At 65.2% G+C, this 19,542-nt stretch carries 9 protein-coding genes, 1 tRNA gene, 3 rRNA genes and 3 pseudogenes; 4 read left to right on the forward strand and 12 right to left on the reverse strand.

The window, feature by feature from the left end; translation table 11 throughout:
• Nucleotides 1-18: 18 nt before the first annotated feature.
• Together hutU and hutH are read right to left on the reverse strand one after the other, a co-directional pair.
• Nucleotides 19-1,680, reverse strand: a pseudogene (gene hutU, locus G4G29_RS23515) (urocanate hydratase).
• Nucleotides 1,673-3,213 (reverse strand): annotated as a pseudogene (gene hutH, locus G4G29_RS14180) (histidine ammonia-lyase). Before hutH ends, hutU begins: the two co-directional pseudogenes overlap by 8 nt.
• Before the next feature lie 112 nt (nt 3,214-3,325).
• Between hutH and G4G29_RS14185 the strand changes: the two are divergent.
• Nucleotides 3,326-4,063: an IclR family transcriptional regulator gene (locus tag G4G29_RS14185; protein WP_183152850.1), complete on the forward strand. Its 738-nt coding sequence runs from the start codon at nt 3,326-3,328 to the stop codon at nt 4,061-4,063.
• Nucleotides 4,064-4,197: 134 nt separating this feature from the next.
• On the opposite strand, the gene rrf is transcribed toward G4G29_RS14185, so the two are convergent.
• The 10 genes from rrf to galU form a co-directional block, all read right to left on the reverse strand.
• A 5S ribosomal RNA gene (gene rrf / locus G4G29_RS14190) occupies nt 4,198-4,314 on the reverse strand.
• A gap of 108 nt (nt 4,315-4,422) precedes the next feature.
• Nucleotides 4,423-7,526, reverse strand: a 23S ribosomal RNA gene (locus G4G29_RS14195).
• A 421-nt stretch (nt 7,527-7,947) separates the two neighbouring features.
• Nucleotides 7,948-9,469 (reverse strand): 16S ribosomal RNA (locus tag G4G29_RS14200).
• Together the 16S, 23S and 5S rRNA genes form the textbook arrangement of a ribosomal RNA operon.
• 537 nt (nt 9,470-10,006) lie before the next feature.
• Nucleotides 10,007-14,272 (reverse strand): HupE/UreJ family protein, encoded by a 4,266-nt coding sequence (locus G4G29_RS14205; RefSeq protein WP_183150551.1) that lies wholly within the window; start codon nt 14,270-14,272, stop codon nt 10,007-10,009.
• Nucleotides 14,273-14,324: 52 nt separating this feature from the next.
• The gene (locus G4G29_RS14210; RefSeq protein WP_183150552.1) at nt 14,325-14,528 is read right to left on the reverse strand and encodes a hypothetical protein; all 204 of its coding nucleotides are present in this window, start codon (nt 14,526-14,528) and stop codon (nt 14,325-14,327) included.
• 160 nt (nt 14,529-14,688) lie between these two features.
• Complete coding sequence (locus G4G29_RS14215) at nt 14,689-15,402, reverse strand: GntR family transcriptional regulator (RefSeq protein WP_183150553.1); 714 nt, start codon at nt 15,400-15,402, stop codon at nt 14,689-14,691.
• A 151-nt stretch (nt 15,403-15,553) separates the two neighbouring features.
• Nucleotides 15,554-15,626 (reverse strand) — tRNA-Ala (locus tag G4G29_RS14220).
• Nucleotides 15,627-15,678: 52 nt separating this feature from the next.
• Complete coding sequence (locus G4G29_RS14225) at nt 15,679-16,524, reverse strand: hypothetical protein (protein ID WP_183150554.1); 846 nt, start codon at nt 16,522-16,524, stop codon at nt 15,679-15,681.
• 91 nt (nt 16,525-16,615) lie between these two features.
• The gene (locus tag G4G29_RS14230; protein WP_183150555.1) at nt 16,616-17,245 is read right to left on the reverse strand and encodes a GNAT family protein; all 630 of its coding nucleotides are present in this window, start codon (nt 17,243-17,245) and stop codon (nt 16,616-16,618) included.
• Between the two features lie 32 nt (nt 17,246-17,277).
• The gene (galU, locus tag G4G29_RS14235; protein WP_183150556.1) at nt 17,278-18,165 is read right to left on the reverse strand and encodes a UTP--glucose-1-phosphate uridylyltransferase GalU; all 888 of its coding nucleotides are present in this window, start codon (nt 18,163-18,165) and stop codon (nt 17,278-17,280) included.
• Nucleotides 18,166-18,206: 41 nt separating this feature from the next.
• On the opposite strand from galU, the pseudogene G4G29_RS14240 reads away from it, so the two are divergent.
• The 3 genes and pseudogenes from G4G29_RS14240 to mscL all read left to right on the forward strand — a co-directional run bounded on the left by G4G29_RS14240 (nt 18,207) and on the right by mscL (nt 19,536).
• Nucleotides 18,207-18,801: pseudogene (locus G4G29_RS14240) on the forward strand (5-formyltetrahydrofolate cyclo-ligase).
• A gap of 15 nt (nt 18,802-18,816) precedes the next feature.
• Entirely contained in the window at nt 18,817-19,089 is a 273-nt protein-coding gene (locus G4G29_RS14245) for an FmdB family zinc ribbon protein (RefSeq protein WP_183150557.1), read from the forward strand.
• A gap of 24 nt (nt 19,090-19,113) precedes the next feature.
• A complete protein-coding gene (gene mscL, locus G4G29_RS14250) occupies nt 19,114-19,536 on the forward strand; it encodes a large conductance mechanosensitive channel protein MscL (RefSeq protein ID WP_183150558.1) in 423 nt (140 codons plus the stop codon).
• Nucleotides 19,537-19,542 lie beyond the last annotated feature (6 nt).

Consider the following 19,542-nt stretch of genomic DNA (forward strand, 5'->3'; position numbering starts at 1 on the left):
CGAGATCCTTCGAGTGTGTCAGAGCATGGGGATGTGCAGGCCGCGCTCACGGGCGACCTCGCGGGCGTGCTCGTACCCGGCGTCCACGTGACGCATCACCCCGGTGCCCGGGTCGTTCGTGAGCACGCGCTCGAGCTTCTCGGCGGCCAGGGCCGACCCGTCCGCGACGGTGACCTGTCCCGCGTGGATCGAACGTCCGATGCCGACTCCGCCGCCGTGGTGCAGCGACACCCACGAGGCGCCGGATGCCGTGTTGAGCAGGGCGTTCAGGAGCGGCCAGTCCGCGATCGCGTCGGAACCGTCCTTCATCGCCTCGGTCTCCCGGTACGGCGACGCGACGGATCCAGAGTCCAGGTGGTCGCGTCCGATCACGATCGGCGCCGACAGCTCACCCGACGCGACCATCTCGTTGAACCTGAGGCCCGCGAGGTGGCGCTCCTTGTAGCCGAGCCAGCAGATGCGGGCGGGCAGTCCCTCGAAGTGCACCTTCTCGCCGGCCTTCTCGAGCCAACGGTGCAGAGCCGCATCCTCCGGGAAGAGCTCCGCGATCGCGCGGTCGGTCTTGAAGATGTCCTCGGGGTCTCCCGAGAGCGCCGCCCACCGGAACGGCCCCCGTCCCTCTTCGAACTGCGGGCGGATGTACGCCGGCACGAAGCCGGGGAACGCGAACGCCCGGTCGTAGCCGCCGAGCTGCGCCATCGGCCCTGATCGAGTTCCCGTAGTCGAACACCGCGGCACCGGCATCCTGGAAGGCCACCATCGCCTCGACGTGAGCGGCCATCGACTCCCGGGAGCGTCGCGTGAATTCCTCGGCGTCGCGCTCGGCCTCGGCCTTCCAGTCCTCGACCGCGATGCCGAGCCGGAGATAGGCGAGGGGGTCGTGGGCGCTGGTCTGGTCGGTCACGATGTCGATCGGCACCCCCCGACGCCGCAGCTCGGGGAAGACCTCCGCCGCGTTGCCGACGACGCCGACGGAGAGGGCCGTACCGGCGCGCTTGGCCTCGATGACCCTGGCGACGGCCGCATCGAGGTCGGTCGTGTACTCGTCGAGGTAGCCGTGCTCGACGCGACGAGACAGGCGTGATTCATCGACGTCGACGATGAGCACCGCCCCGTCGTTCATGGTCACCGCGAGCGGCTGGGCTCCCCCATCCCACCCGGCCACCGGTGAGGGTGAGGGTGCCGCGCAGCGAGTCCCGTCCGAGCGAGCGAGCGACGGCGGCGAACGTCTCGTAGGTGCCCTGCAGGATCCCCTGTGTGCCGATGTAGATCCACGACCCCGCGGTCATCTGCCCGTACATGATGAGTCCGAGCTCTTCCAGCCGACGGAACTCCGGCCAGGTCGCCCAGTCCCCGACCAGGTTCGAGTTGGCGATCAGCACGCGCGGCGCCCACTCGTGCGTGCGGAACACCCGACCGGTTTGCCGGACTGCACGAGCAGCGTCTCGTCGGGCTCGAGCTCGTCGAGGGTGCGACGATCGCGTCGTACGCCTCCCAGCTGCGGGCGGCCTTGCCCGTGCCGCCGTAGACCACCAGGTCTTCCGGGTGCTCCGCGACCTCGGGGTCGAGGTTGTTCATCAGCATGCGCTTGGCGGCTTCCGCGCCCCAGCTCTTCGCCGTGCGCTCGTTGCCACGGGCGGCGCGGACGACGCGGGGACCCGCTGTGGTGTTCTCAACCATCGATGTGCTCCTTCGCGATACGGGCGACGTCGCCCGACTGGACGAGTGCGGTGACCGCTTCCATCTCCGGCGAGAGGAAACGGTCGGGACCGGGGCCTGCCGCCACGGTGCGGACCAGGTCGCGCACGGCGCCGGTCACGGGCCCCGCCTCCAGCGGTGCACGGAGATCGAGGGCGCGGGCCGCGGTCAGGATCTCGATCGCGAGCACGCGCCCGAGGCCGTCGATCGCCCGGCGCAGCTTCCGCGCGGCCGCCCAGCCCATCGAGACATGATCCTCTTGCATTGCCGAAGACGGGATCGAGTCGACGGATGCGGGGACCGCGAGCCGCTTGAGCTCGGACACGATCCCCGCCGCGGCATATTGCGCGATCATCAAGCCGGAGTCGACGCCGACCTCATCGGCGAGGAAGGGCGGGAGGCCGTGGCTGCGCGCCGGGTCCAGCGCCCGGTCCGTGCGACGCTCCGAGACCGAGGCCACATCGGCGATCGAGATCGCGAGGAAGTCGAGGACGGCGGCCACGGGCGCGCCGTGGAAGTTCCCATTCGATTCGATGCGTCCGTCCAGGGTGATCACCGGGTTGTCGATCACGCTGGCGAGTTCGCGCCCGGCGATCATCGCGGCGTGGCCGGCGGTGTCACGTGCGGCGCCATGCACCTGGGGCGAGCACCGCAGCGAGTACGCATCCTGCACCCTGCCGTCGTCCGGCCCCTTGTGGCTGGCCACCATCGGGGAGTCCGCGAGGAACGCGCGGAGGTTCGCGGCGGACTCGGCCTGCCCCGTCTGCGCACGCAGCGCCATCAGATCGGCGGCGAACACGGCGTCGGTTCCGAGCTGCGACTCGACCGACATCGCGGCGGCGAGGTCGGCGGTGAGCAGAAGGGTCTCGAGGTCGTGAAGCGCGAGCACCAGCATGCCGAGCATGCCATCGGTGCCGTTGATGAGCGCGAGCCCCTCCTTCTCGACGAGGGTGAGCGGCTCGATGCCCGCGGCGGCGAGGGCCTCGGCCGCGGGGAGCAGGGTTCCGGAGCCGTCGCGCACGTCGCCCTCTCCCATCGCAGCGAGGGCGATGTGCGCGAGGGCGCGAGGTCGCCCGAGCAGCCGAGCGATCCGTACTCGCGGACGACAGGAGTGATGCCCTCGTTGAGCAGGGCGGCGTAGGTCTCGACGACGACCGGGCGCACGCCGGTGCGTCCGGACGCGAGTGTCTGCAGCCGCAGCAGCTGGAGGCCGCGAACGACCTCGCGCTCGACCTCGGCGCCGGTACCCGCGGCGTGCGAGCGGATCAGGCTGGCCTGGAGCTGCAGGCGGCGCTCGGGGGCGATGAAGGTGGTCGCGAGGGCGCCGAACCCGGTGGACACGCCGTAGTGCGGGCGAGGGTCGGCGGCGAGGCCGTCGACCACACGGCGAGTCTGGGCCACACGGGCGAGAGCTTCCGCGACGACCAGGACGGGGGCATCGTGGCGGGCGACGGCGACGACATCGGCAGGCGACAACGGAGCCGCTCCGACCAGCACGGGGGCGAGTTCGGTCATGGTTCGATTCCACACCCGACATGTCGCCCGCGGCACCCGATCATGCGATGCTGTGTCTGTGATCCCAGACAACCCCGAACCGACGAAGGAGCCCGAGACAGCTGCGGCTCAGGTGCCGGCCGCGGAGAACACGCTTCGCATCCTGAGCTACCTCGCCGCCCGGCCTGCTCCGGTGGCGGCGTCGGCGATCGCGCGCGAACTCGAGCTGCCGCGATCGACGGTGTACCACCTGCTCACGACACTCGCCGCTCACGGATTCGTGCTGCATCTGCGGGAAGAGCGACGCTGGGGGCTGGGAACCTCGGCCTTCGAGCTCGCGGGCGGGTACACGCGCCAGCAGCCACTGGCACGACGAGGCCGGCCGCTGGTGGCCGCGCTGTCGGATCGCTTGGGCGAGAGCGCGCACCTCGCGGTGATGAGCGGAGGGGACGTGCTGTACATCGTCGAGGAGCGTGCACCTCGACGCCCGGCGCTGGTGACCGATGTGGGTGTGCGGCTTCCCGCACACCTCACAGCCTCGGGCAGGGCGATGCTGGCGGCGCTCCCCCGTGAACAGGTGCGGGCACTTTACCCGGATGTCTCGGCGTTCCCCGACCGGACCGGAGTGGGACCCCGGACACCACGAGAGCTGCGGGAGCTGCTGCTAGACGTGCGAGCTCGGGGGTATGCGACGGAGAACAGTGAGATCGCCGAGGGGCTGCGCAGCGTGGGGGCCGCGGTGCTCGATGCTGCGGGTTGGCCCGTCGCGGCGGTGGCGGTGACGTGGGGGCGCACTGATCTGGACGAGGAGCTTCTTGCCGCTGCGGTGCAGGAGTGCGCGGCCATGCTCGAGGTACGTCTGAAACGCTGACGATGCGATGTCGGGACCGTCGTCGACGAAGAAGAGCCACCCCTAGTGGGATGGCTCTTGTTCTGTTCGCCGCGAAGCAGCGCGTTAACGCAAAATGGCCACCCAGCGTTGGGTGGCCATTTTGTTTAAAAGGAGTCCGGCGGTGTCCTACTCTCCCACAGGGTCCCCCCTGCAGTACCATCGGCGCTGTGAGGCTTAGCTTCCGGGTTCGGAATGTAACCGGGCGTTTCCCTCACGCTATGGCCGCCGAAACACTATTGATGTTTCAATCAAACACATAACAAAGTCATTGTTGTTATGCGGTTCTCGACCGTACATCGAGAACCACTCAGTGGACGCGTAGCACCAACAAACGGTGTGTTATCAAGTCATCGGCTTATTAGTACCAGTCAGCTGCATGCATTACTGCACTTCCACATCTGGCCTATCAACCCAGTAGTCTGGCTGGGAGCCTCTCACCCGAAGGTATGGAAGTCTCATCTTGAGGCCGGCTTCCCGCTTAGATGCTTTCAGCGGTTATCCATCCCGAACGTAGCTAATCAGCGGTGCTCCTGGCGGAACAACTGACACACCAGAGGTTCGTCCAACCCGGTCCTCTCGTACTAGGGTCAGATCCTCTCAAACTTCCTACGCGCGCAGCGGATAGGGACCGAACTGTCTCACGACGTTCTAAACCCAGCTCGCGTACCGCTTTAATGGGCGAACAGCCCAACCCTTGGGACCTACTCCAGCCCCAGGATGCGACGAGCCGACATCGAGGTGCCAAACCATGCCGTCGATATGGACTCTTGGGCAAGATCAGCCTGTTATCCCCGAGGTACCTTTTATCCGTTGAGCGACAGCGCTTCCACAAGCCACTGCCGGATCACTAGTCCCGACTTTCGTCCCTGCTTGACCTGTCAGTCTCACAGTCAAGCTCCCTTGTGCACTTACACTCGACACCTGATTGCCAACCAGGTTGAGGGAACCTTTGGGCGCCTCCGTTACTTTTTGGGAGGCAACCGCCCCAGTTAAACTACCCACCAGGCACTGTCCCTGAACCGGATTACGGTTCGAAGTTAGATATCCAGAGTGACCAGAGTGGTATTTCAACAATGACTCCACACGAACTGGCGTCCATGCTTCAAAGTCTCCCACCTATCCTACACAAGCCACACCGAACACCAATACCAAGCTGTAGTAAAGGTCACGGGGTCTTTCCGTCCTGCTGCGCGTAACGAGCATCTTTACTCGTAATGCAATTTCGCCGAGTTCGCGGTTGAGACAGTTGGGAAGTCGTTACGCCATTCGTGCAGGTCGGAACTTACCCGACAAGGAATTTCGCTACCTTAGGATGGTTATAGTTACCACCGCCGTTTACTGGGGCTTAAATTCTCAGCTTCGCCTTGCGGCTAACCGGTCCTCTTAACCTTCCAGCACCGGGCAGGCGTCAGTCCGTATACATCGTCTTGCGACTTGGCACGGACCTGTGTTTTTAGTAAACAGTCGCTACCCACTAGTCTCTGCGGCCTCCAAACGCTTTCGGGAGTAAATCCCTATACGCCGAAGGCCCCCTTCTCCCGAAGTTACGGGGGCATTTTGCCGAGTTCCTTAACCACGATTCTCTCGATCTCCTTGGTATTCTCTACCTGACCACCTGAGTCGGTTTGGGGTACGGGCGGCTAGAACCTCGCGTCGATGCTTTTCTTGGCAGCATAGGATCACCCACTTTTTATCCGCATCGTGTCTCAGCCTCAATGAATCGCGGATTTGCCTACGACTCGGCCTACGCACTTGCACCAGGACAACCATCGCCTGGCTTGGGCTACCTTCCTGCGTCACACCTGTTAATACGCTAACCGCACCAGAATGGGGTCGTGCGCTAGGCCCAGAGCGTCACCCCGAAGGGATCAGTCACTGGGATTCAGACACTTAGCACTACTGGATTAGCTTGGGCGGTTCTTCGCCGGTACGGGAATATCAACCCGTTGTCCATCGACTACGCCTGTCGGCCTCGCCTTAGGTCCCGACTTACCCAGGGAAGATTAGCTTGACCCTGGAACCCTTGGTCTTTCGGAGGACGTGTTTCTCACACGTCATTCGCTACTCATGCCTGCATTCTCACTCGTGTAGCCTCCACGGCTGGTTTACACCGCCGCTTCGCTGGCCACACGACGCTCTCCTACCCATCAACACGGCTGGACCACGAAGGCCTACCAATAATGTCAATGCCACAACTTCGGTGGCGTGCTTGAGCCCCGTTACATTGTCGGCGCGGAATCACTTGACCAGTGAGCTATTACGCACTCTTTCAAGGGTGGCTGCTTCTAAGCCAACCTCCTGGTTGTCACAGCAACTCCACATCCTTTCCCACTTAGCACGCGCTTTGGGACCTTAGTTGGTGGTCTGGGTTGTTTCCCTCTCGACTATGAAGCTTATCCCCCACAGTCTCACTGCTGCGCTCTCACTTACCGGCATTCGGAGTTTGGCTGACGTCAGTAACCTTGTAGGGCCCATCGGCCATCCAGTAGCTCTACCTCCGGCAAGAAACACGCAACGCTGCACCTAAATGCATTTCGGAGAGAACCAGCTATCACGAAGTTTGATTGGCCTTTCACCCCTATCCACAGCTCATCCCCTCAGTTTTCAACCTAAGTGGGTTCGGTCCTCCACGACGTCTTACCGTCGCTTCAACCTGGCCATGGATAGATCACTTCGCTTCGGGTCTAGGACATGCGACTGAATCGCCCTATTCAGACTCGCTTTCGCTACGGCTACCCCACACGGGTTAACCTCGCCACATATCGCTAACTCGCAGGCTCATTCTTCAAAAGGCACGCTGTCACCCCTACTAAGGAGGCTCCAACGGTTTGTAAGCAAACGGTTTCAGGTACTATTTCACTCCCCTCCCGGGGTACTTTTCACCTTTCCCTCACGGTACTTGTCCGCTATCGGTCATCTGGGAGTATTTAGGCTTATCAGGTGGTCCTGACAGATTCACACGGGATTTCACGGGCCCCGTGCTACTTGGGATACTCTTCGCGCCAAGAGAAGCATTTCGACTACGGGGTTGGCACCCTCTATGACCGGCCTTTCAAGACCGTTCGTCTATACCTTCTTGTAACGCCGCCACCTCGGCAGAGATGACTGAAAAGTCCCACAACCCCCAACGTGCAACGCCTGCCGGCTATCACACACGCTAGGTTTAGCCTGATCCGGTTTCGCTCGCCACTACTAACGGAATCGCGGTTGCTTTCTCTTCCTGTGGGTACTGAGATGTTTCACTTCCCCACGTTCCCTCTACCCGCCCTATATATTCAGGCGGGAGTCACTAGGTCGGCACGCCGCCCAGCGGGGTTTCCCCATTCGGACACCCTCGGATCAAAACTTGCTTATCAGTTCCCCGAGGCTTATCGCAGATTGCTACGTCCTTCTTCGGCTCCAGATGCCAAGGCATCCACCGTTTGCTCTTAAAGACTTGAAATCACATGAGTTTGAATCAGAATCGACTCCAGACTCGAAAGCCTGGAATGAAATTGACTAATGATCTTTAAGATCATCTTGTGCAACAACCCGAAGGCTGTTGCAAGATGCTCGCGTCCACTGTGTAGTTCTCAAAGTACGGGCGGTACCCCTCACCGCTTCCCCACCGGGGAAACAACGAAAGGCCCAGAGCAACCGACTGTGCACTCGACCCGAAGGCCAGTGCGCATCCGGTCCCTCAGGACCCAACAGCGTGCAAGTGCGACATCCGCCACCCTCCCCGTTCCAACCACCGAAGCGGCGTACTGGAGAAGAACAACATCCTTCACACCATGTCAAATGTTCCACCCATGAGCTCCCAGCGAAGAACATGTGCCTTCGATCTGGGTTCTGGACACCCGAAAGTGTCAGATGCTCCTTAGAAAGGAGGTGATCCAGCCGCACCTTCCGGTACGGCTACCTTGTTACGACTTAGTCCTAATTACCGATCCCACCTTCGACGGCTCCCTCCACAAGGGTTAGGCCACCGGCTTCAGGTGTTACCGACTTTCATGACTTGACGGGCGGTGTGTACAAGACCCGGGAACGTATTCACCGCAGCGTTGCTGATCTGCGATTACTAGCGACTCCGACTTCATGAGGTCGAGTTGCAGACCTCAATCCGAACTGGGACCGGCTTTTGGGATTCGCTCCACCTCGCGGTATTGCAGCCCTTTGTACCGGCCATTGTAGCATGCGTGAAGCCCAAGACATAAGGGGCATGATGATTTGACGTCATCCCCACCTTCCTCCGAGTTGACCCCGGCAGTATCCCATGAGTTCCCACCATTACGTGCTGGCAACATAGAACGAGGGTTGCGCTCGTTGCGGGACTTAACCAACATCTCACGACACGAGCTGACGACAACCATGCACCACCTGTTTACGAGTGTCCAAAGAGTTGACCATTTCTGGCCCGTTCTCGTATATGTCAAGCCTTGGTAAGGTTCTTCGCGTTGCATCGAATTAATCCGCATGCTCCGCCGCTTGTGCGGGTCCCCGTCAATTCCTTTGAGTTTTAGCCTTGCGGCCGTACTCCCCAGGCGGGGAACTTAATGCGTTAGCTGCGTCACGGAATCCGTGGAATGGACCCCACAACTAGTTCCCAACGTTTACGGGGTGGACTACCAGGGTATCTAAGCCTGTTTGCTCCCCACCCTTTCGCTCCTCAGCGTCAGTTACGGCCCAGAGATCTGCCTTCGCCATCGGTGTTCCTCCTGATATCTGCGCATTCCACCGCTACACCAGGAATTCCAATCTCCCCTACCGCACTCTAGTCTGCCCGTACCCACTGCAGGCCCGAGGTTGAGCCTCGGGATTTCACAGCAGACGCGACAAACCGCCTACGAGCTCTTTACGCCCAATAATTCCGGATAACGCTTGCGCCCTACGTATTACCGCGGCTGCTGGCACGTAGTTAGCCGGCGCTTTTTCTGCAGGTACCGTCACTTTCGCTTCTTCCCTGCTAAAAGAGGTTTACAACCCGAAGGCCGTCATCCCTCACGCGGCGTTGCTGCATCAGGCTTGCGCCCATTGTGCAATATTCCCCACTGCTGCCTCCCGTAGGAGTCTGGGCCGTGTCTCAGTCCCAGTGTGGCCGGTCACCCTCTCAGGCCGGCTACCCGTCGACGCCTTGGTGAGCCATTACCTCACCAACAAGCTGATAGGCCGCGAGCCCATCCCCAACCGAAATTCTTTCCAGACGCAGACCATGCGATCACGTCACATATCCAGTATTAGACGCCGTTTCCAGCGCTTATCCCAGAGTCAGGGGCAGGTTGCTCACGTGTTACTCACCCGTTCGCCACTGATCCCACAGAGCAAGCTCCGTGTTCACCGTTCGACTTGCATGTGTTAAGCACGCCGCCAGCGTTCATCCTGAGCCAGGATCAAACTCTCCGTAAAAAAGAAATGCATACCCCACCGGGAAAACGGTGACGCAGCGAGTTTGATGCTGACCAAAGAGACAAATTCATTGCTGACTTCATCCAATGCCAACCCCCCGAAAGGGATTGGTCTTTGATCCAAAGGAATTCTCACCCCCACCGAAGTGGAGACGAGGATAATTTGGCATTTGACAAGTGCACGCTGTTGAGTTCTCAAGGATCGGATGCTCCCACGACCCAGCCATCACAGCCAGGCCCGCAGGGCAACTTCTCTATCTTACTGATCTCATTTCCTTTGTCAAATCGCCTTCCGGCGACCTGCTCGTGGAAACGAGGCAGTTCCTTCACCCTCTTCGCTCCGAGGAGCGGTTCTGGATTCGGGAGGTGTTCGATGCTTGACGGGAGCCGGTCCGAGGACCTCCGCTCAACCGTTTGGGGCGAACAGGTAATAACTTACGTGGGTTCCGGGGTTCGGGCAAATCACGGGCGTCGCCCGGGCGTGTCGAGCGTTCGGAGGGTGCTCCGGCGCGTTCGAGAGGGCCGAAGCACCCTCCTCTCAGCCCGCTCCGACCAGCCGCTCGACGAACCAGAACAACCCGACCGCGGCGACGACACCGGCGATCCAGAACCCGAGCGACGGTACGCGGCGGCGCGCCACCACGAACAGCGGGAAGACCAGAGCGATCACCAGGAGCTGCGCGAGCTCGATCCCCGCGTTGAACACCAGCAGCGCACCCAGCAGGTCCCAGGAGAACGGCTCGTCGATCCCCAAGGCGCCGGCGAATCCCACGCCGTGCATGAGTCCGAACGCGAACACCACGGCAATGCGCACGAGATCTCCCCGGGAGAACGACGCGCTCGCTCGAGGGGACGCCACGGCGGTGCGCGTCTGCGCCCGTTCCCGGACGGCGGTCGCGGTCCCGCCGACGAGAGGCGTTCCCGGATCGTCGACATCCGCCGCGTCGCTTCCCCTGCCCCCGTCGGCGCGTATCGTCTGAGCATCAGCTCGCCTGGCGCTACGGAAGCGCCGCATCTCCCACAGCGCGACAACGGCGATCGACAGCGCGATGGCCGGTTCGACCACCCCCGCCGGAATGCTCACGAACCCCAGCGCTGCGAGGATGAAGGTCAGGGAATGGGCGACGGTGAATGCCGTGGCCGCCAGCACGATGTCCCTGAGGCGTCGGGAGCCGACGATCAGGGCCAGCAGGAACAGCAGATGGTCCGGTCCGAGCAGGAGGTGCTCCGCACCGAGGACGAGGAACTCCCCCATCCGCGATCCCCAGTCGGTCGTCGTGACCATCGTGGGGTTCGTGTCCGTGTCGAGGCTGGCGACGCCTGCGCCCGAGCGCACGTCGTAGTCGACGATGGTCGTCGTCATCCCGCCAGGAGCCGTCCCGGGGAACAGCGCCGTGCTGATCTCGTACGGCACGGGCATCGGATCGACCATCGACGAGCAGTCGGCCTCGATCACCAGGCGCGCGTGCGGCACTCCGTCGCGGAGGACGATCTCGAAGGGAGCGACGATCTCGTTCGGGCAGGGCTCACCCGCCTTCCCGTCGTCCACGACTGCCACGGAGAACCGCGGCAGCACGTACCCCTCCACGGTGTCGGAGTGATCTTCGAGCACCGCAGGGGTCAGCTTCGCCGGATCGCGCCCCTCGGCCTGCACATCCGCGTACGCCTCCTGTTCGAATGCGGCGTCGCCCATCGCGCGCGCGCCGTCGGTCGCCAGCAGGACGTACTCGATGTCGAGCACCGACCGCACCACACCGCGTTCCGGCTCCGAGACATCCGCATAGACCGTCGCGGAATAGCTGTGGGCCGCGGCCGGGGCCGCCGACAGCATCACGCTGACGACGGCCCCGGCGAGGGCGAGGGCTCCGGCGAGCGCGGTCCGCGCCGCCGGTCGACGGCTCGTGGCGGTGCGCCCTCGACCGCGCGGTCTCACGCCACGTCCTCCGAGCGACGCGGCAGACGACGCCGGAGCAGGACGCCGCCGCCGGCGAGCAGCAGCAGTCCGGCGAAGACCGCGAGCGTTGGCAGCATTCCACCCGTCGTGGCCAGCGGATCCGTGGAGGCGCCGCCCGAACCCGAGTCCGGACCTGCGATCCCGCCACCACCCGGGTTCTCCCCACCGGGGTTCCCCCACCGGGGTTCTCCCCACCGGGGTTCTCCCCACCGGGGAAGTCGCCGCCGTCACGGTGAACGACACCTGGTTCTGCCGAGCCGCCGCGTCTGTCGCGACGTAGGTGAGCGTGTAGGTCCCCGCGACGGTCGGGGTGAACGTGTAGCCCTCACCCGTGGCGGCGGCCGCGAAGGCGCGCGACCCGGCGAAGCCCTCACCGAGCGCGACGGGGGCGCCGGACGGATCGGTGACCTCGAGTGCCGCGGTCACACGACCGGAGTTGTCGACGGCTTCGGCCGCCGGAGCGGTGTACGCGGTGCCGACCACAGCGTCGCCCGCGGGCTCGGGGTCGACACGCAGGAGCGGGGGCATCGTGTCGAGCGAGGTCAGCTCCCGCATCGCCACGCGGTACACGTCCTTGTCGAACAGCGGGTCGCTGTAGATCTCGACGCCGGCGACACGACCATCCATCGTCGAGTCGTCGAGCGAGCCCGAGGGGTTCGCGTCTCCGCCGATCACCATGTAGCGGGCGTCGGCCGACGACGGCTTCACCGAGAAGGACACGCCCTCCGACTCCGTCTTGCGGATGCCGTCCACATACAGCCGGGCGTCGGTGCCGTCGTACCAGGCGGTCACGTGGTACCACTGCCCGTACTCCAGGCTCACGACGGGGCGGGGCGAGGCGTACCAGAACTGCAGGTCGTACGTCGTGGCGCTGGTTCCGACGGCTTCGAGACCGATGCCGCCGCTCTGCATGCCTCCGAACACATCGACGTAGCTGCCGGAGATCGAGTCGAGACGGAAGGTCGCATCGAGCGTGAACCCGTCCTGGAGGGCGGCGTACTCGTCGTCGGTCCACTTCGGCGTGCGGATGCCGGTGGCTGCGCCCTCCGCCCCGACAGCCACCTGTGCCTGCACATCGGCGTCATCCTCGAAGCGGGTATCGGCTCCTGGCGTCAATGGGCGAGCAGCCGGAGACGCATCCGTCGCGACACCGTCAGCGAAGCCGACGTCCAGGAGATCGGCGCTCGGCACCTCGGCACGCAGGTCGTCGAAGGTCAGAGCACTCGGGTCGAAGGGCGCCTCGCCCTCCCCGGAGTCTCCGCTCGTGAACCGCGCCGTGAGCGCAGTCCCCTCCTTGCCCCACGCGTTGATCGGGGTCACTCGCACCTCGTACTCGCGACCGGGAAGGAGATTCCACACCTCGTGCCTGCGGTCGGTCGGCATGGGCAGGTTGTAGAACCCGGACCACTGCAGGAAGGAGTTCACCTCGGCACCGGTCGCGAGGTCGACCGTCTGGTAGCGGTACTTGTGCACGATGTCACCGACCGTGTTCGGGGCGGGGGTGGCCTGCGGGAAAGACACCATGGCCTTCGAGCCGGAGATCTCATCGACGGTCACCGCGGCGTCGCTCCCCCAGACGGGACCGGCGGACTCGCTCGCGCGGAGGGTGTTGTTGAACGGGAAGCGTTCGTCGTAGGTCTTGGTCTCGTCCACCGAGGCGGCGACGTCCCAGGTCCAGGTCTGGTCGATCCACTGATCCGCGAGCAGGTCGTAGTTCTTGATCGTCACGACGGTGCCGGTGATCTCCACGATGGCGGTCTGCCGGTTGTCGCCGGCGTCGTCGGGTGTGGTGTCGTTGCCGCGGCTGGTCGGACTCGAGTTGACGACACCCGACTCGAACTCGTAGTACGCGAGCGGCGGTGCGTTCACCGTGGTGAAGCCCTGCGTCGACCGCTCGCCCGAGCGGTTCTCCTGTCCCTGCCAGATCGAGGTCGGGATGTTCTGCGGCGTATGGATGTGTCCGCCCCAGACGACCGCCTGGGGGAAGTCGTCGAACACGGACTGGAACCCGTCGCCGCAGCCGCTGGACAGCCCGGTGCCGTACCACTCGTTCGAGACGTAGTGCGTGCACTGGAGGGGGTGATGCACCAGCACCATCACGGGCTTGGTCGGGTCTTCCGCGGTCGCTGCCGTCAGCCGCTGCTGCAGCCAGGCCGCGGCATACGCGTAGTTGCCGCTGCTCGCCCCGGAGGGCTTGCCGGTGTCCGGATCGATCGTGCCGCTGCCGGGCGAGACCGTGATGACGTGGTAGCCGTTGACCGTGTAGTCGGCGTTCGGCTTCTGTCCGCCCGTCGCCTGCGTGAACAGGTCGTATGACGAGATGCCCGCGACGTCGTGGTTGCCGAGGGAGGCGATCGCCGGGATGCCGAGGCCTGCCTTCGCATCCATCGTCTGCTTCAGGCCGTCGAATTCCTCGGGGGTCGCGCTGTTGGTCAGGTCGCCGACGAAGAGGGCGGTCTGCACGTTCTCCTGCTTCCAGAAGTCGTACGCCTCTGCGAGCTCGCCCCAGTTGTCGTGGATGTCGCCGATCGCCGAGAATCGCACGTCCGGGCCATCGGCCTCGACGGCCGGTGCTGCACTGACGAGGGGTGCGGCGGCGGTCTGCTCCACCGGCGCGCCTGTGACCGATACCGTGCGGGTCTCCTCGCTCACTCCCCCCGTGGCGTCGCTCACGGAGTACGCGACGAGGTAGTCGCCCGCCGCACTCGGGGTGAACCGGTACTCACCGGCATCATCGGCGGAGAGCATCGTGACGACGCCCTCCGGGTCGGTCACGGCGACCACGAGCTCGTCCGCAGAACCGTCGACATCGCTGGCGGAAGCGCCCGGCATGACGACGACGCGTCCCACCTCGCCGCCCTCCGGAGCTTCGCCGTCGACGCGGATGATGACGCCGCCGGTCTCAGCGGGCGTCGCGTCGTCGTCCGGCGCGACGATCGCGCTCGGCGACGGTGACGGGTCGGCCGTCTCCGCGCGCCGCGGCCGCGGGGATCGCGGGGACGAGCACGCAGGCAGCGATGACAGCGATCGAAGCGGGACGCAGGAGCCGCGCGAGGGCGCGACGGGAGACGAGTGAATCCGGGGTGGGCGGTTTGCGACGAGACACGGAGCATCCTCTGTGAGACGAGAAGAATTCGGACGCTCCCAATCGACCGCCGGAACATGACATCGGGGTGAACGACGGCTGACGCCCGGATGTCGAGGATCGTCGACCGCAGGAACCGGGCGACCCGGTGCGCACAGTGGGCGCGGCGACCTCTGACGGGTCAGTCGTCGCCGGGGATCGCCGCGGCGCCGAAGGCCTGCGCCTCGAACGAGATGGTGTGCGGGACGTACCGGTCCTCGGCGCATTCGACGGGACGCCCGTTCGTCGCGAACGTCTCACGTCGCACCTGCAGGAGCGGGCTGGATCGTCGGACGCCGAGCAGACGGGCGTCCTCCGTCCCGGCCGGCACGGCCTCGATCCGGTGGTTGCCCGACGACACCACGATCCCGGCATCCGCGAGCACTCGGGTCGTCGAGACGATATCGTCGGCGACGTCCGCGATGTGCGGGAGCACCCACGGCGCCCAGGTCGAGCGCTCGACCATGACGGGTCGGCCGTCGAGCGTGCGTACCCGGGTGAAGGTCATCACCTGAGCATCCGTGCGGACCGCCAGCAGCCGGGCTTCGCGCATCGTCGCCGTCCTCGTGCCGCGCGCGACGACGAGTCCGCCGGGAGCCCGCCCGCGGCTGCGCGCCCATTGCGTGAAAGACCGCATCCGGTCGAAGCCCTGGGGCTGGCTGGGCTGGACGAACCAGCCCGAGCCCCGATGCGACTCCACGAGGCCCTGCCTGCCGAGTGCGGCGAGCGCGGTGCGGATCGTGCGACGCGACACCCCATGCAGGGCTGCCAGCTCCACCTCGCTGGGAAGGCCGGATCCGACGGGATACGTCCCGTCGAGGATCTGCTCCCGCAGACGCCCGAGCACCTCGCTCATCGCGCCGCGCGAGGCCGGCCCGTGGCGATGTCGATCTCGAGCGACACGCTCTCCGTCTGCGACAGCACAGCTCACTCTAACGCCGGCGCTCAGCGGTTCGAGGCGGAGACGACGGAAGCCCCCGGCGCTGGCCGGGGGCTTCCGTGTTCTGTGGACCTAAGGGGATTCGAACCCCTGACCTCCTCGATGCGAACGAGGCGCGCTACCAACTGCGCCATAGGCCCGTGAACGAGTTCTACGCTATCACGATCGACGAGCTGCTCGCGTCGCCACGGGTCAGCCCGCAGCGCGACGGGAGAGGAGTTCGCGGACGTGCGCCTCGATCTCGGCGTCGTCGACGAATCCCATCCGCGCGTACGGCGACGGCGCGGCGGGGAGCTGTGCGGGAGCGGGAGGCGCCATCTGCTCCGCACGCTCGCGGAGAGCAGCGACTCGCGCCGCCTTGCGGCGCTCATCCTGTGCATCGATCTGAGCCTGTGCGGCCTGGGCCCGGGAACCGGCCACCGACACCAGCGGCTCCGGAAGTCGACGCGGAGTCCACGTCGCAGGGCCCTGGTCGTGCAGCTCGGGGGCGACGCGCGGTGCCGCGGGTGCGGTCACGGCGTGCGTGGCACGCGCGACCCGCTGCGAGACCGAGGCCATGCGCTGCAGGGTGACCCCCGCCAGCACGACGAGTGCCCCGCCGATCCACAGCAGTACGGTCGAGGACGCGGCGAGAAGCTGCCAGACGCCGAGGCCCGTGAGGGCGACGCCGACGAGGAGCGTCGTGGTGGCCGTGGCGCGGACCCGTCGACGAGCGCGAGCACGACGGATCACCGGATCGGCCCTGGTCGCCGCGAGCTCTTCTCGCAGGGCCTCGAGTTCCGCGGCCTCGCGCTCCGACTGCACGCGCTTCGCCAGCTTCTGCTGGGCGAGGGCGCTGCGCGCGTTGAGCTCGATGCGTACCTCATCGGGAGTCTCGCTCGTCTCGGCGAGGACGCGGAGGGCCTGATTCAGACGCACTGCGTTGCGTTCGGCGGCGTTGTACTGGAATCGTCCACGCCACGACGGCAGCAGATAGAGCATCCACAGGAGCACGGCGACGAGCACGATCACTCCCCCGCTCAGCACCGGCCCGTCCATATCGACAACGCTAAGGGCAGGGAGGGGGCTGGGCCGTGCAGAGGGGCGCGTGTCGCGGCGAGTCCGTCCCGATCGGTGCGAGAAAGCCGCGTCAGAGGGCGATGTGGTCGGCGGGCGGCACCGTCGCGGCGTCGGGAGGCACCTGACCGCTGAGCCACCGCGCGAGCACTCCCTGCGGCACGTCTTCTCTCGTCAGCGCGAACGCATAATGGTCGCGCCAGTCACCGTCGATGTGGATGTACCGGCGACGCAGCCCCTCGTAGCGGAACCCCAGCTTCTGCACGATGCGCAGACTCGCGGCGTTCTCGGGCCGGATGCAGATCTCCATCCGGTGCAGCCCGTACTCCGTGAAGCAGGCGTCCGTGGCGAGCGCGACCGCCGTCGGGGTGATCCCCCGTCCGGCGAACCGCTCGCTCACCCAATACCCGATGGTCGCAGAGCACAGGGAACCGCGCGCGACGCCCCAGACGTTGAGCTGTCCGGCGACCTCGCCGTCGTACTCCATCACGAACGGGTACCCGGAACCGTCGCGGTACTGCTGCAGGAGGCGACGGATGCTGAGCCTCATGTCGAACGACACGGACCCGTACGGGACCGTCGCCTCCCATGGCTGGAGCCACGATCGGTTGGCGAGCAGCTCATGCTGCAGCGGCCGAGCGTCCTTGGCGCGGACGAGGCGCAGTTCAATCGGTCCGTGTCGCATTCCCGCCGCCAGATCCATGCCGCACCGACGTTCGACGTTCGCAGGGTCGCCTAGAGGCGTTCCGCGAATTCCTTCAGCCAGGGCCGCAGCTCGGGGCCGAGGTCGTCGCGGTCCGACGCCAGCTGCACGATCGCCTTGATGTAGTCGACGCGGTCACCCGTGTCGTAGCGGCGTCCGCCGAAGATGACGCCGACGACGCCGGGGCCGTCGGGGGCGGTCGCGAGCTCCTGCAGCGCATCGGTGAGCTGGATCTCTCCACCCTTGCCCGGCTCGGTGCGCTCGAGGATCTCGAACACGGACGCCGGGAGCACGTAGCGACCGATGATCGCGAGGTTGGAGGGAGCGTCCTCCTTGGCGGGCTTCTCGACCAGACCCGTCACCCTGACCGCGTCCGATCCCTCGAGGGGTTCGACGGCAGCGGCGCCGTACATGTGGATGCTGTCGGGGTCGACCTCCATCAGCGCGATCACCGCGGCTCCCGTGCGCTCGTGCTCGGCGATCATGTCGGTCAGCAGCGGGTCGCGCTCGTCGATGAGGTCATCGCCGAGGAGGACGGCGAAGGAGCTGTCGCCGACGTGGGTGCGTGCACGCAGCACCGCGTGTCCGAGTCCCTTCGGCTCGCCCTGACGCACGAAGTGGATGTCGGCGAGGTCGCTGGACTTCATGACGCGCTCGAGACGGCCGGTGTCGCCCTTCTCCATCAGCTTCACCTCGAGCTCCGGCACGGAGTCGAAGTGGTTGGAGATCGCGTTCTTGTTGCGGCCGATGATGACGAGGATGTCTTCGATGCCCGCATCGGCCGCCTCTTCGACGACGTACTGGATCGCCGGCTTGTCGACGACGGGAAGCATCTCTTTCGGCATCGCCTTCGTCGCGGGGAGGAATCGCGTCCCCAGTCCTGCCGCGGGAATGACGGCTTTGATCTTGTGGTCAGCCATCCTCCCAGCCTAGCGGTGAGCGTCGCCCTAGACTCGGAGCCATGTCGAATGACGTCGAACACGCCAAGCGTGCGCTCCGCGCCGAGCTGCGCGAACGACGCCAGCTGCTCTCCGATCCCCAGCGCGAAGCCGCGGCCGCCGCGATCGGCGAGCGCCTCGACGCGCTGATCGACGAACTCGGGGCACGGTCCATCTCGTGCTTCCTCTCCACGACCACGGAGCCGGGCACCCGCGACTTCGTGACGAGGGCGGTGCGCCGCGGCATCCGCGTGCTCCTCCCCGTCACACGAGCGGACGGACTGCTCGACTGGGCCGTCGCCACCGACGACGACGAGGTGTCGGAGGGCCTGTTCGCTGCCGGAGCCCACGGGCGAGGTGCTCGGCCCGATCGCGGTGAACGACGTGGACCTGATGATCGTCCCGGCCGCAGCCGTCGACCGCACGGGCATGCGCATGGGCTGGGGACGCGGCTACTTCGACAAGACGATCGGCTCGATGGAGAAATGCCCTCCGGTGTACGCGGTCATCTATGATTCCGAGGTACTCGACGAACTTCCGCGAGAGGTGCACGACCAGCCGGTGAACGGCGTCGTCACCCCGTCGCAGACCCTCACCCTGTCGCCTCGGCGACGCTGAACCGCAAGGACGCCCATGCCCACCTACGCCTATGCCTGCACGTCGTGCGGGCACCAGTTCGACGCCGTGCAGAGCTTCGCCGAGGACGCGCTGACCGTGTGCCCCGAGTGCGGGGGCACACTGCGCAAGCAGTACGGGTCGATCGGCGTGACCTTCAACGGATCCGGCTTCTATCGCACGGACTCGCGCGCCAAATCCGGTGGTTCCTCCGATGCTTCGGCATCATCGAAGGCGGAATCGACGACAAGCGCCAAGCCGGCTGCTGCGTCGACTCCGGCCTCTTCCTGAGGCCCAGATCCGTTGGGGGTTCCCATGCTCAAAGGTTTCAAGGACTTCCTGCTGCGCGGCAATGTCATCGACCTGGCTGTCGCCGTGGTCATCGGCACGGCGTTCACCGCGATCGTCACGGCCGTCGTGAACAGCATCATCAACCCGCTCATCTCGTTGTTCCTCAAGGCGGATGCCGCAGGCGAATTCGGCATCCAGGTTCCGAACATCTACGGCGAGACCGTCACGTTCCCGATCGGCGACCTGATCACGGCGATCATCAGCTTCCTCGCCGTGGCCGCCGTCGTGTACTTCGTCTTCGTCCTGCCGATGAACACGTTCAAGGCGCACGTCGAGGCCCGCAAGGGCACCCCGGCCGAAGAGCCGGAAGAAGAGCCGGCTGCAGCAACCGAGGCCGAGTTGCTCGTCGAGATCCGCGACCTGCTCAAGGCACAGCGCGGAGCCTGACGCTCT

The sequence above is a fragment of the Microbacterium sp. Se63.02b genome, from assembly GCF_014171575.1.
Classification (GTDB): Bacteria; Actinomycetota; Actinomycetes; order Actinomycetales; family Microbacteriaceae; genus Microbacterium.

What these genes read in the sequence shown, in the direction of transcription:
- G4G29_RS14215 (WP_183150553.1), bottom strand. Translation starts at nt 15,402, where the DNA reads ATGAGCGAGGTGCTCGGGCGTCTGCGGGAGCAGATCCTCGACGGGACG.
- G4G29_RS14225 (WP_183150554.1), bottom strand. Translation starts at nt 16,524, where the DNA reads ATGGACGGGCCGGTGCTGAGCGGGGGAGTGATCGTGCTCGTCGCCGTG.
- G4G29_RS14230 (WP_183150555.1), bottom strand. Translation starts at nt 17,245, where the DNA reads ATGGATCTGGCGGCGGGAATGCGACACGGACCGATTGAACTGCGCCTC.
- galU (WP_183150556.1), bottom strand. Translation starts at nt 18,165, where the DNA reads ATGGCTGACCACAAGATCAAAGCCGTCATTCCCGCGGCAGGACTGGGG.
- G4G29_RS14245 (WP_183150557.1), top strand. Translation starts at nt 18,817, where the DNA reads ATGCCCACCTACGCCTATGCCTGCACGTCGTGCGGGCACCAGTTCGAC.
- mscL (WP_183150558.1), top strand. Translation starts at nt 19,114, where the DNA reads ATGCTCAAAGGTTTCAAGGACTTCCTGCTGCGCGGCAATGTCATCGAC.